Source organism: Caballeronia sp. M23-90, from assembly GCF_053574605.1.
Map to the genome: position 1 here is coordinate 1 of NZ_JBSIPA010000197.1, position 11,305 is coordinate 11,305.

Annotated in this window: 12 protein-coding genes and 1 pseudogene; 10 read left to right on the plus strand and 3 right to left on the minus strand. The window is 59.2% G+C overall.

The features are described from left to right. The 5 genes from ACRXB1_RS19290 to ACRXB1_RS19310 all read left to right on the plus strand — a co-directional run. Positions 1-1,044 (plus strand): ABC transporter substrate-binding protein (locus tag ACRXB1_RS19290; protein ID WP_449492899.1); only part of this gene is annotated, 1,044 nt, incomplete at its 5' end. Beyond that, on the plus strand, positions 1,044-1,988 hold the full coding sequence (locus tag ACRXB1_RS19295) for a carbohydrate ABC transporter permease (RefSeq protein ID WP_449492900.1): 945 nt from the start codon (positions 1,044-1,046) through the stop codon (positions 1,986-1,988). The genes ACRXB1_RS19290 and ACRXB1_RS19295, both read left to right, overlap by 1 nt. Continuing rightward, positions 1,985-2,869 carry a carbohydrate ABC transporter permease gene (locus ACRXB1_RS19300; protein WP_449492901.1) on the plus strand — a complete coding sequence of 295 codons (885 nt, stop codon included), beginning with the start codon at positions 1,985-1,987 and terminating at the stop codon, positions 2,867-2,869. The genes ACRXB1_RS19295 and ACRXB1_RS19300 overlap by 4 nt, the downstream gene beginning before the upstream one ends. 13 nt (positions 2,870-2,882) lie before the next feature. Beyond that, positions 2,883-3,980, plus strand: coding sequence for an ABC transporter ATP-binding protein (locus tag ACRXB1_RS19305; RefSeq protein WP_082771478.1), 1,098 nt, complete (start codon positions 2,883-2,885; stop codon positions 3,978-3,980). 21 nt (positions 3,981-4,001) lie between these two features. Further along, positions 4,002-5,015, plus strand: coding sequence for a LacI family DNA-binding transcriptional regulator (locus ACRXB1_RS19310; RefSeq protein WP_449492902.1), 1,014 nt, complete (start codon positions 4,002-4,004; stop codon positions 5,013-5,015). Positions 5,016-5,020: 5 nt separating this feature from the next. Here ACRXB1_RS19310 and ACRXB1_RS19315 read toward each other — a convergent pair whose 3' ends face one another. Then, positions 5,021-5,773, minus strand: a complete 753-nt coding sequence (locus ACRXB1_RS19315) for a FadR/GntR family transcriptional regulator (protein WP_449492903.1) — start codon at positions 5,771-5,773, stop codon at positions 5,021-5,023. 168 nt (positions 5,774-5,941) lie between these two features. Between ACRXB1_RS19315 and ACRXB1_RS19320 the strand changes: the two genes are divergently transcribed. The 5 genes from ACRXB1_RS19320 (at position 5,942) to ACRXB1_RS19340 (ending at position 9,849) form a co-directional block, all read left to right on the plus strand. Continuing rightward, a complete protein-coding gene (locus ACRXB1_RS19320; protein WP_449492904.1) occupies positions 5,942-6,763 on the plus strand; it encodes an NAD-dependent epimerase/dehydratase family protein in 822 nt (273 codons plus the stop codon). A 130-nt stretch (positions 6,764-6,893) separates the two neighbouring features. Further along, positions 6,894-7,643 (plus strand): amino acid ABC transporter permease, encoded by a 750-nt coding sequence (locus tag ACRXB1_RS19325; protein WP_449492905.1) that lies wholly within the window; start codon positions 6,894-6,896, stop codon positions 7,641-7,643. After that, on the plus strand, positions 7,640-8,293 hold the full coding sequence (locus ACRXB1_RS19330) for an amino acid ABC transporter permease (protein ID WP_449492906.1): 654 nt from the start codon (positions 7,640-7,642) through the stop codon (positions 8,291-8,293). The genes ACRXB1_RS19325 and ACRXB1_RS19330 overlap by 4 nt, the downstream gene beginning before the upstream one ends. Beyond that, complete coding sequence (locus ACRXB1_RS19335) at positions 8,277-9,005, plus strand: amino acid ABC transporter ATP-binding protein (protein WP_449492907.1); 729 nt, start codon at positions 8,277-8,279, stop codon at positions 9,003-9,005. Before ACRXB1_RS19330 ends, ACRXB1_RS19335 begins: the two co-directional genes overlap by 17 nt. 67 nt (positions 9,006-9,072) lie before the next feature. Then, positions 9,073-9,849, plus strand: a complete 777-nt coding sequence (locus tag ACRXB1_RS19340; RefSeq protein ID WP_062003673.1) for a transporter substrate-binding domain-containing protein — start codon at positions 9,073-9,075, stop codon at positions 9,847-9,849. A 65-nt stretch (positions 9,850-9,914) separates the two neighbouring features. Here ACRXB1_RS19340 and ACRXB1_RS19345 read toward each other — a convergent pair whose 3' ends face one another. Together ACRXB1_RS19345 and ACRXB1_RS19350 are read right to left on the minus strand one after the other, a co-directional pair. Next, the gene (locus ACRXB1_RS19345) at positions 9,915-10,811 is read right to left on the minus strand and encodes a 2-hydroxy-3-oxopropionate reductase (RefSeq protein ID WP_449492908.1); all 897 of its coding nucleotides are present in this window, start codon (positions 10,809-10,811) and stop codon (positions 9,915-9,917) included. Between the two features lie 44 nt (positions 10,812-10,855). After that, a pseudogene (locus ACRXB1_RS19350) lies at positions 10,856-11,179 on the minus strand (aldolase/citrate lyase family protein); the annotation flags it as partial. Between the last annotated feature and the right edge of the window lie 126 nt (positions 11,180-11,305).

Consider the following 11,305-nt stretch of genomic DNA (forward strand, 5'->3'; position numbering starts at 1 on the left):
TCCGACCAGGCGCGCTCGACCGCGCTGAACCGCATCATGGGCGGGGATCCGCCGACGGCCGCCCAGTTCAATACATCAAAGCAATTCCACGACATCATCGATCAAGGCCTGCTGAACAACGTTGACGATGTCGCTGCCAAGGAGAACTGGGACAAGAACTTCCCGCCATCCATCATCGAGAGCATCAAGTCGAACGGTCACTACTACGCGGCGCCCGTCGACATCCATATGCCGGCATGGTTCTTCTATTCGAAGCCGGCGTTCCAGAAGGCCGGCATCACGAAAGAGCCCGCCACGTACGATGAATTCATCGCGGACCTCGACAAGCTGAAAGCAGCCGGCATCATCCCGCTTGCGCTGGGTGGTCAGGCCTGGCAGGAGAAGATCACTTTCGACGCCGTTTTCGCCGATGTCGGCGGCCCTGATCTGTATTTGAAGATCTATCGCGATCGCGATGTCAACGCGGTCAAATCCGATGCCTTCAAGAAAGTGCTGACGCAGTTCAAGCGGCTGCATAACTACATCGACCCGGGTTCGCCGGGACGCAACTGGAACGACGCAACGGCGCTGGTGATCTCGGGCAAGGCCGGTGTCCAGATCATGGGCGACTGGGCGAAGGGCGAGTTCGTCGCGGCGAAACAATCTGCAGGAAAGGACTTCGGCTGCTTCTTGGGCTTCGGTCCGCATTCGCCGTATCTGGTTGCAGGCGATGCATTCGTGTTCCCCAAGACCGACGATGCCAACGCGATCAAGGCGCAAAAGCTGCTTGCGACCGTGATGACATCGCCGGCTGCGCAGGTTGCGTTCAGCGCGAAGAAGGGATCGATTCCGATCCGTTCCGACATCGATGATTCGAGTCTCGACATGTGCGCAAAGATGGGTATTGCGATCATGAAGGACAAGTCGCGGCAACTGCCGAATCCGGAAATGCTGACGCCGCCGGATATCAATGGCGCGTTGCAGGACGTCATCACCAACTTCTGGAACAAGAACCAGTCGGTCGAGGACGCGCAGAAGGCCTTTGCAAGCGGGCTGAAAAGCTGATGGCCGTGACGCCCGCCGACAAAGCCCTGCACCCTGCCGCGAGGCACGCGAAGAAGAAACCGCTGAGGAAGCGGTTTCCCCTGGCTGCGTACATTGCGCTGGTGCCGCTTGCGTTGACCGTCGTGTTTGCGTACCTCGGCACGATGTTGTGGAGCTTGCGTACGTCCTTCACGAACTCGCGTACGTTCGCGTCCTCGAACTTCGCGGGCGTCTCGCAGTATGTGCGTCTGTTCAACAACGACCGGTGGATGCTGTCGCTGCAGAACATCGTGATCTATGGCGTGTTGTTTATCGTCGTGTGTCTTGCGATCGGGTTGCTGCTGGCTGTGTTCATCGATCAGAAAGTGGTGGGCGAAGGCGCGTTGCGTACGGTGTTCCTGTATCCGTATGCCATGTCGTTCGTGGCGACCGGTCTTGTCTGGCAATGGATACTGAATCCGCAACTCGGGATCCAGGAGGTGCTGCACCGGCTCGGTTTCACGCATGCGCGCTTTGACTGGATCGTCGACCAGGACAAGGTCGTCTATACGCTGGTGATCGCGACCGTATGGCAGGCCTCGGGCCTGGTGATGGCATTGCTGCTTGCGGGACTGCGCGGCATAGATGAAGAGATCTGGAAGGCCGCGCGTATCGACGGCATTCCGCGTTGGCGCGTCTATGTGAGCATTGTGATCCCGATGCTCGGTGCGTCCATTTCGACCGCGTTCATCCTGCTGTTCGTGATGGTGATCAAGCTCTACGATGCAGTCGTCGCCATGACGCAAGGCGGTCCCGGCACCGCGAGCGAAGTGCCCGCGAAGTTCATCATGGACTATCTGTTCGGACGGGCGAACCTGGGCCTTGCGTCGGCGGCGTCGATCGTTTTGCTGGTGACCGTGCTCGCGATTCTCGCGCCTGTTTTCTACGTTCGCAGCCGCGCGTTGCGGCTGAGGGATGCACGATGAATACACTACGTCCGCCTCTTCGACGCAAGCCGCGTTTCTCTCCGGCGCGGCTTGGCGTGTACGCGTTCCTGCTGACGTCTGCGTTGTTTTTCCTGCTGCCTTTGTACGTGATGCTCGTGACATCGGTCAAGCCGATGAGCGAAATTCGCATGGGCAACATCCTTGCATTCCCGGTTCACTTCACGATCGATGCATGGCGCGAAGCATGGCAGTCCGCATGTACCGGTCTTGATTGCCAGGGCATTCAGGTCGGCTTCTGGAACTCGGTTCGCATTGTTGTGCCCAGTACGATCCTGTCCATTCTCGTGGGCGCGGTAAACGGCTATGCGCTCTCATTCTGGAAGCCGCGCGGCGCAAGCACCTTGTTCGCGATCCTCCTGATGGGCGCGTTCATTCCTGTGCAAGTGATGGTTTATCCGCTGGTACGCGTGCTGGCAACCGTGCATCTGTTCAGCTCGTTGCCGGGTATCGTGCTGATTCATACGATCTTCGGCATGCCCGTCATGACGCTGCTATTCCGCAATTACTACGCAGCCTTGCCTCACGAATTGTTCCAGGCGGCGCGCGTGGATGGCGGCGGTTTCTGGCGCATCTTCCTGCAACTGATGGTGCCCATGTCCACGCCGATCATCGTGGTCGCGGTCATCATGCAGGTCACGGGCATCTGGAACGACTTCATCCTGGGGCTCGTCTTCGCGGGAACGAAGAACCTGCCTATGACCGTGCAGCTCAACAACATCATCAACACCACGACCGGCGAACGCCTCTACAACGTCAACATGGCAGCGACCATTCTCACGTCCATGGTGCCGCTTGCCATCTACTTCGTCTCGGGTCGCTGGTTCGTCCGCGGCATTGCTTCCGGTGCGGTCAAGGGTTAGTCCAGGACGATCTATGTCTACAGTCATGTCTGCAGGAAAATCGAATGTTTCCATCCGCGATCTGGAGATCCAGCTCGGGGCCAATACGATCATCGAGTCACTGGATCTGGAGGTCGAGCCAGGCGAATTCCTGGTGCTGCTCGGGCCGTCGGGTTGCGGCAAGTCGACCTTGCTTCACAGCATTGCTGGCTTGATCGATGTCAGCGGCGGCAGCATTGAAATCGGTGGCCAGGATATGACCTGGGCAGACCCGAAGGATCGTCGTATCGCCCTTGTTTTCCAGTCGTATGCGCTTTATCCGACCATGAACGTGGAGCGCAACTTGTCGTTCGGTTTGCGGATCGCAGGGACGCCAAAAGCGGAAATCGAACGGCGCGTCTCGCGTGCTTCGGAGATGCTGCAGCTTGGTCCGTTATTGAAGCGAAGGCCGGCTCAATTGTCCGGCGGTCAGCGTCAACGCGTCGCGATCGGACGTGCGATCGTGCGTGAAGCAGATGTGTTTCTTTTCGACGAACCGCTCTCGAATCTCGACGCCAAATTGCGCACCGAACTCAGGCGCGAGCTCAAGCAACTGCACAAGCGTCTTGGCGCCACGATGATCTACGTCACGCACGATCAGGTCGAAGCCATGACGCTTGCGACCCGCATGGCCGTGATGCGCGGCGGCGTGATCCAGCAGATCGGCACGCCCGCGGAAGTCTACGCGCGCCCGAACAACCTGTTTGTCGCGACCTTCCTCGGCTCGCCGGGCATGAACTTGCTCAAGGGCGCGCTTCACTTCGATGCCGGCGGCATCCAGTTCCAGAACGATCACATGGACGTGGACGTGTCGTCGTACCCCTTCGTCAAAACGCCGCGCGAAAATCAGTCGTGTGTGCTCGGCGTGCGACCCGAGGACGTTTTGATCGATCCGGCGTTCGAACACAGGGGCACGGTGTCGCTCGTCGAACCCATGGGCAACCACCGGGTAATTTGGCTCGATTATCATGGCGCCCAAATCGCTTCCATCGCGCAGGAATCCGCGACGGCGGCAGTCGACGAAGTCACCGGTTTTTCCATTCAGAAGGAACGCATTTCCCTCTTCGATGAAACCGGCGGCGACCGGTTATAGCGCTTAAATCATGGAGTCATAGTGGCAACCCTGAAGGACGTCGCGGTTCTCGCCGGCGTGGGCATGTCCACGGCATCGCGGGCAATTTCCGGTCGCGGACCGGTATCGGCCGATGCACTCGCACGCGTGCAGGCGGCGATCGCCGAACTCAACTTCCGGCCTTCGTCGATAGGGCGCGCGCTGTCCAAGCAGTCGCTCGGCATGATCGGTATTTTCGTGCCGTCGTTCCATGGTCCGTACTACGGCACGATCCTGAAGCAGACGGATACCGAGCTGCGCAAGGTCCACAGGCATGTGGTCGTGGCAACAGGCTATGGCGATGATTCCCCGCGCGACCAGGCAGTCGATGCCGTGCAGTTCCTGATCGGCCGCGATTGCGACGGCGTGGTGGTGACGAGTCACGATCTGCATGACGATGACCTCGTCAAGCTGCATCGCATGCATCCGAAGATGGTGTTTCTCAATCGCAACTTTGCGCAGATGCCGGAAGCGTCATTTTGTCCGGATCATCATCGCGGCGGGACGCTGGCGGCGAAGACGCTGGTCGAAGCCAGGCACAAGGAAATTGCGGTCATTTCAGGCCCGTTCATGGCCTTCGATAACCAGGCACGTCTAGCCGGATTTTTTGAAGAGCTGGCGCGCAGCGGCATTGAGCGCGGCGACGTGCAGATGATCGAGTCCGACTTCTCGCCTGAAGGCGGATACGAATCGGCGCGGTTGCTGATCGCGTCAACGAAGCGTTTCACGGGTTTGTTCTGCGCCAACGACACCATGGCGATCGGCGCATTGTCGTGCCTTCAGCAAGCGGGCATTTCGGTGCCACGCGATGTGTCCGTAGTGGGTTACGACGATGACTACTCGGCCGCGTTTTCTGCGCCGGGTTTGACATCAGTACATATTCCAACGGCCGACCTCACGCAAAACGCAGTCCGGTGGCTGCTGAATGAATGCTACGGCACCGAGTACCCGATCTATCGCGAGTTTCCCGTGACGGTCACGCATCGTGCGTCGGTCGCGCCGCCGCTCAAACGCTAAGCGCGTCAGCTATTTTCTTTCGCGCGGCGCAAACGCTCGCGGCTGTTGATCAGGTGAAGGCGCATCGCGGTACGCGCCGAATCGGCATCGCCACGTTCTATTGCATCGCAGATCTGCTCGTGCTCGCGGTTCACGCGCGTCAGGTATTCGGCGTACTGCACGGGCGGAATTTGCGTTCGTGTGATCCGCGTGCGCGGGATCATGTGCATGCCGAGGTGCTTCAGGATTTCCACGAAATAGCGATTGCCCGTAGCGTTCGCAATCGCGAGATGAAACCGGATATCGGGCGAAATGGTCTCGGTCGCTTTGCCCACGTTGTGCTCGAACTCGACCAACGCTCGCCGCATCTCGGCGATCTGGCTTTTATCGCGGCGCGCAGCAGCGAGTCCCGCGCTTTCGGTCTCAAGGCTGATCCGGAGTTCAAGAACGGCGAGGGCGTCGATGGAACCCGCCAAGTCCTCGGGATCGAGCCGGAAGAGGGAGCGCGACTGCGCTTCGCATACGAAGGTGCCAATGCCATGCCGGGTTTCTACTAACCCCGCAGCCTGCAACTTGGATAAAGCCTCACGCACGACCGTTCGGCTCACGTTGAAACGCTGGACCATTTCCGCTTCGGTCGAAAGCCTGTCGCCCACGCGCAACTCGGCGGATTCGATCTGCGAACGGATTGCATCGACGAGTTCAGTTGTCAGACTTCGTCGCGCGGCTGGCCGCCCCGATGGTTCGAACAGCGCATTGGGCGATCTGAGCACGGCCACCTCGATTGGGATAATGTTCTCGAATCGTTGACAAATACGGATGCGAGTGATTATATGCACGCTAGAGTCATATGACAACGTACAATGAAATATGATTGAGGCGGCTGATTCAATCGCAACAGGAGTTCTTCAAGCTCCGCTCAGCCGCGCTAATGGAGACAGGCTCACATGGCCAACCAAGACAACATCCGTCCTTTTGATCGTCTGCTGCTGACCGGGGCTGCCGGCGGTGTCGGCAAAGTCATTCGCCCGCGTGTGGCGACATTTGCAAAAACCATCAGGGTTTCGGATCTCGCGGCCGCGCTGCCGTCCGAAGCCGCGTCCAACGAAGAGGTCATCGCGTGCGATCTGGCGGACAAGCAAGCCGTCGATGCACTCGTCGAGGGCTGCGACGCCGTGATTCACCTCGGTGGGGTCTCAGTGGAAAGACCCTTCGAGGAAGTACTCGAAGCCAATATCAAGGGCGTCTACAACCTTTACGAAGCGGCGCGCAAGCACGGCGTGAAGCGCATCATTTTCGCCAGCTCGAATCATGTCACGGGGTTTTACCGGCAGGACGAGAAGATCGATGCGCACGCGCTGCGCCGCCCCGATGGTTACTACGGTTTGTCGAAGTCATTCGGCGAGGACGTGGCGCAGTTCTACTTCGACCGCTATGGCATCGAGACGGTGAGCATTCGAATTGGATCGGCGTTTCCGGAACCGAAGGACCGCCGCATGATGGCGAGCTGGCTCAGCTACGACGACTTGCTCGACCTGCTGCAACAGAGCCTGTTTACCCCGGACGTGGGTCACACCGTCGTATATGGGATGTCCGACAACAGGGTCACATGGTGGGATAACCGCTATGCCGAGAAACTAGGGTTCGTGCCGCAGGACTCGTCGGAACCCTTCCGCGCCAAGGTCGAAGCGCAGCCAGCTCCCGCACCCGGGAGCGCCGTGGCAATGCTGCAGGGCGGGGCGTTCACCACTACCGGACCGTTTGAATAAAACGGCGGGCCCGGGTGTTGTTGCAGTACGAAGATTCTAAGATACGCCGGGCGCAACAAAGCGAAGAGTGCAAGCGGGCGCGAGCAGCGTGCCGAAGCCCGCGTCCGTACTAACCAAAGACATTGCTGCGATGAATTTCCATCTCGATTTCAGTCCGTTGCTTCCCTACTGGCCGGTGTTCCTCAAAGGCGCCTGGCTCACTCTGAAGATGACAACGGTAGCGGTATTTTTCGGCGTGATTGTCGGCACGCTCGTCGCGTTCGCCAAGCGCGGCAAGAACCGGCTTTTATCGCACGTGTGCTCGATCTACATTGAGGCCGTGCGCAACACGCCCTTTCTCGTACAAGTCTTCCTGCTGTATTTCGGGCTCGCGAGTTTCGGCGTGCGCATGCCGACGTTCACTGCAGCCGCGCTCGCGATGATCATCAACATCGGCGCTTATGCGGCCGAGATCATTCGCGCAGGGCTTGAATCGGTGCCGCGCGGCCAGCTCGAAGCGGCGGAATGCCTCGGGTTGTCGCGCTGGCGGATCGGCTGGCATGTGATGCTGCAGCCGTCCATCGAAAAGGTTTATCCGGCGCTTACCAGCCAGTTTCTGCTGATGATGCAAGCGTCCGCTATCGCGTCGCAAATTTCGGCTGAAGAACTGACAGCGACCGCGAACACCGTCCAGTCCGATACCTTCCGTTCGCTCGAGACGTACATTGTGGTGGCACTGCTTTATCTGGCGTTGTCGCTCTTGATCAAGCTTGCGGCGTGGGCCGTGGGCGAGGTCGCGTTCAAGCGCAAGCGGGTCATGCGCAAGGCCGCCGAGCGAGCAGGGAAGCCGGCGCCCGATCAAGGCCGCATCGATACCGTGATTCCCGGAGGTGCAGCATGAGCGGCGGCTTCACTTCGGCACATTTGTTCTATTTGGTACATTCGATCTGGTGGACCCTCGCGTTGTCCGCGCTTGCGTTCGTGCTAGGCAGCATCGGCGGCTTTGGCGTGATGCTCGCGCGCATCTCGAAGCGCCGCTGGCTGAGCCGTCTGGCGATGGTGTATATCGAGGCGATTCAGGGCATTCCGCTGCTGATCCTGCTGTTCATCGTCTACTTCGGGTTTTCGGTGTACGGCTTTGAAGTGCCTGCGCTGGTCGCGGCCGGCTTTGCGCTGATGGTTTACACGAGCGCGTATCTCGGGGACATCTGGCGCGGGTGTATCGACGCCATGCCAAAACCGCAATGGGAAGCCGCCGAGTGCCTGTCGCTCACGCGCTGGCAGACCCTGCGCCTCGTGATCATTCCGCAGGCGCTGCGTCTTGCATTGCCGCCTACGGTCGGTTTCCTGGTGCAGGTCATCAAGATGACATCGCTTGCATCGGTGATCGGTTTCGTCGAACTGACGCGTGCCGGCCAGATCATCAATAACTCGATCTTTCAGCCGTTCCTCGTATTCGGGCTGGTCGGGGTCTTCTATTTCGCGCTGTGTTATCCACTCTCGCGCTGGAGTCAATCGATGGAGAAAAAGCTCAATGTCGGCAATCGTTAAGCTCGGGGACGTCTATAAGAGCTTCGGCTCGAACCAGGTGCTCAAGGGCGTTTCAATGGAAGTGGAAAAGGGCGAGATGATCGCCGTGATCGGCGCGAGCGGGTCGGGAAAGAGCACGGCGCTCAGGTGTATCGACAGGCTGGAAACGATCGATCGAGGCGCCATTGAAGTGTGCGGGATTCGTGTCGATGACCCCAAGGTCGACCTGCATCAGTTGCGCCGTGAAGTGGGTATCGTGTTCCAGAGCTACAACCTCTTCGCGCATCTGACTGTTGAAGAAAACATCATGCTGGCGCTGCGCCACGTGAAGAAGATGAGCCGCGACGAAGCGCGCCGCGTTGCAATGGCCGTGCTCGAACAAGTGGGCCTGGGTCAGAAAGCCGATGCGTATCCGGAACAGCTTTCGGGTGGTCAGCAGCAGCGTGTTGCAATCGCGCGCTCGCTTGCAATGTCGCCGAAGGTCATGCTGTTCGACGAAGTGACGTCCGCGCTCGATCCGCAACTGACCGGCGAGGTGCTGCGCGTGATGGAGGATCTCGCGAAGGGCGGCATGACCATGCTGCTCGTCACGCACGAGATGGCGTTCGCGAAGCGCGTGGCTGATCGCATCATCTATATGCATCAGGGCAAGGTCTGGGAAGTGGGCGGCGGCGAAATGCTCGATGCACCCAAGACGCCCGAGTTGCGTACGTTCCTGAACAACGGCCTTTAGCCTCAAGCATTAAACACCTTTTGAACCGACCATAAAAATGGAGACTGCTTTGAAAACAACCAAGTTCATGTTGCGTGGCTGCGTGGCCGCCTTGTTGCTCGCAGGCGTAGCGCACAGCGCCATGGCGGACCAGCTCGACGACATCAAGAAGGCCGGCAAGATTCGCGTCGCCATCGCGATGGGCACGCCGCTGTTCAGTTTCGCCGATGCCAACCTGCAGCCCGCCGGCTCCGACGTGGACACCGCTGCCGCGCTTGCGAAAGACCTGGGCGTGAAGCTCGAACTCGTGCAGATCACGAACGCTGCACGCGTGCCGACCTTGCAAGCGAAGCGCGCGGACCTGGTGATTGCCGACTTGTCGATCACGCCTGAGCGCGCAAAGGTCGTGGACTTCTCGATTCCCTACGCGGTCATCACGATCATCGTGGGTGGCACCAAGAGCCAGAACGTGAAGAACTACGCTGATCTGGACGGCAAGACCATCGGCCTGACGCGTGCAACGGTCAACGATACGCTCACCACGCAACAAGCGAAGGGCGCACAGATCCAGCGTTATGAAGACGATGCAACGCTGATCACGTCGGTCGTGACGGGACAGGTCGACATCTTCTCCAGCACGCCTTCGAACTTGAGCGAGATGGTCAAGCGCGCGCCGAGCCGCAACCTCGAACTGAAGTTTGCGCAAAAGGATTTCGACCTGGGTATTGCGATGAACAAGGACGAGCCGAAGCTGAAAGACTGGGTCAACAACTGGGTCAGCACGAACCAGAAGAACGGCAACCTCAATACGATCTACAAGAAGTATCACGGCCGCGATTTGCCGGCGAGCGTGACGAAGGGTTAAGTGGGAAAGAAGCAAAAAGGGCGTCGCGTTTTACCTCGCGATGCCCTTTTTCATGCGCTGAAGATTCAGTTGGCGGTGCCCTGGCCGATCTCGTGATCGGCGAGATACTCGAGCGCGCGAACCATGCCCGAGTGATCCCAGGCCTTCCCGCCATGCGCCGCGCATGCGTTGAAAAGCGCCTGGCAGGTCGCCGTATTCGGCAGCGATACACCCAGCGATTGCGCCGTCGACAATGCCAGGTTCAAGTCCTTCTGATGCAGTTCAATGCGAAAGCCCGGATTGAACGTGCGCTTGGTCATGCGCTCGCCGTGCACTTCCAGAATGCGTGACGATGCAAATCCCCCCATCAACGCCTTGCGCACTTTTTCTGCATCAACCCCCGCCTTCGATGCCAGCAGCAGGGCTTCACCCACCGCTTCGATAGTCGCCGCCACGATCACCTGGTTTGCGAGCTTGCAGACCTGACCTGCACCCACCTCGCCGATCAACGAGATGTTCTTGCCCATCATGTCGAAGAGCGGCTTGACGGTATCGAACGTGGCTTGCGACCCACCCACCATGATCGTCAGCGACGCCGCCTTCGCGCCCACCTCGCCCCCCGACACCGGCGCGTCCAGATACTCGGCGCCGCGCTCGCGAACCTTGGCCGCGAATTCGCGTGTAGCGATGGGCGAGATCGAACTCATGTCGACCACGATCTGGCCCGGGCGCAAGGCCGCGGCCACGCCGTTCTCGCCGAACAGGACGCGCTCGACATCGGGGGTATCCGGCACCATCACGAAGATCACATCGGCTTGCGCGGCGACCGTTGCGGGGTTGTCGCAGGCGACAGCACCAGCTTGCGTCAGCTCGGCCGGCACGCCGCTGCGCGTGAACGCCGCAAGCGCGACGCCGTTCTTGACGAGATTTTCAGCCATGGGCTTACCCATGATCCCGAGTCCGATAAAACCAGCTTTTTGCATGTCATCCTCCAAAAAAATGCGGGTTCGCAGATGTCACTGTCACTTTACTTCTGCATGAAATGTTTCTGCACGGCTTGTGCCGCGTTGCGCAGCAAGCCCATGTCCGCGCACACGGCGATCACCTGGCAGCCCATCGCGAGATAACGTTCGGCTTCGGCCTGCACGGGTGCAAGCGTTCCGCTCGCCTTGCCGGCCGCACGGGCGCGATCGAAGACATGCGCAATGGCTTTCTGCACGTCCGGATGATTCGCGTCGCCAAGATGTCCGTACGATGCCGCCAGATCCGATGGCCCGAGAAACACGGCGTCCACACCTTCGACTGCAAGGATTTCATCGATCGATTCGACCGCCTTGCGGCTCTCGATCCTGTTTAATTTAAATCGTCGTGTCGTTACAAAATAATTTTGGCAAACCAGAAAACGTTTGCTAGCATCCGTTCAAATGTAGAACACTGTGGAAGACAATACCTGCCGCGAAAGGTAGGAATTATTGGA

Coding starts and splice junctions, on each gene's coding strand:
- ACRXB1_RS19295 (WP_449492900.1), top strand. CDS start 1,044: ATGGCCGTGACGCCCGCCGACAAAGCCCTGCACCCTGCCGCGAGGCAC.
- ACRXB1_RS19300 (WP_449492901.1), top strand. CDS start 1,985: ATGAATACACTACGTCCGCCTCTTCGACGCAAGCCGCGTTTCTCTCCG.
- ACRXB1_RS19305 (WP_082771478.1), top strand. CDS start 2,883: ATGTCTACAGTCATGTCTGCAGGAAAATCGAATGTTTCCATCCGCGAT.
- ACRXB1_RS19320 (WP_449492904.1), top strand. CDS start 5,942: ATGGCCAACCAAGACAACATCCGTCCTTTTGATCGTCTGCTGCTGACC.
- ACRXB1_RS19325 (WP_449492905.1), top strand. CDS start 6,894: ATGAATTTCCATCTCGATTTCAGTCCGTTGCTTCCCTACTGGCCGGTG.
- ACRXB1_RS19330 (WP_449492906.1), top strand. CDS start 7,640: ATGAGCGGCGGCTTCACTTCGGCACATTTGTTCTATTTGGTACATTCG.
- ACRXB1_RS19335 (WP_449492907.1), top strand. CDS start 8,277: ATGTCGGCAATCGTTAAGCTCGGGGACGTCTATAAGAGCTTCGGCTCG.
- ACRXB1_RS19340 (WP_062003673.1), top strand. CDS start 9,073: ATGTTGCGTGGCTGCGTGGCCGCCTTGTTGCTCGCAGGCGTAGCGCAC.
- ACRXB1_RS19345 (WP_449492908.1), bottom strand. CDS start 10,811: ATGCAAAAAGCTGGTTTTATCGGACTCGGGATCATGGGTAAGCCCATG.